This is a genomic window from Streptomyces sp. WAC04114, from assembly GCF_019733245.1.
In the GTDB taxonomy this organism is placed as follows: domain Bacteria; phylum Actinomycetota; class Actinomycetes; order Streptomycetales; family Streptomycetaceae; genus Streptomyces; species Streptomyces massasporeus_A.
This window is the reverse complement of the sequence record NZ_JAIGQA010000431.1, coordinates 1-364: the sequence shown is the minus strand read 5'-3', so window position 1 is coordinate 364 and position 364 is coordinate 1. Positions and strand designations below refer to the sequence as shown.

Genomic DNA, 364 nt, shown 5'->3' with positions numbered 1-364 from the left:
TACGGCGTCGAGGGCGAGGCGGCGGAGTCGCGCGGCAGCGGCTCGGTCAAGCTCAGCCTGCGGATCGCCCTGCGTGCGGCGGAGGACGGCTGCACCATCGTCTACGACGGCACGGCCTCCGCCGACGGACGGATAAAGGAGCTCCCGGCGGACGCGGTGGAGAGCGCCGTCACCCGGCTGCTGAACCGTTTCGCGGAGCAGCTCGCCGCGGCGGCCACGCGCGCGGACGACGACGCCTACGGCGTCGAGGGCGAGGCGGCGGAGTCGCGCGGCAGCGGCTCGGTCAAGCTCAGCCTGCGGATCGCCCTGCGTGCGGCGGAGGACGGCTGCACCATCGTCTACGACGGCACGGCCTCCGCCGACG

Annotated in this window: 1 pseudogene; it reads left to right on the top strand. The window is 74.7% G+C overall.

What is annotated here, in order from left to right:
- Nucleotides 1-364 (top strand): annotated as a pseudogene (locus K4G64_RS39630) (carbon monoxide dehydrogenase subunit G); the annotation flags it as partial.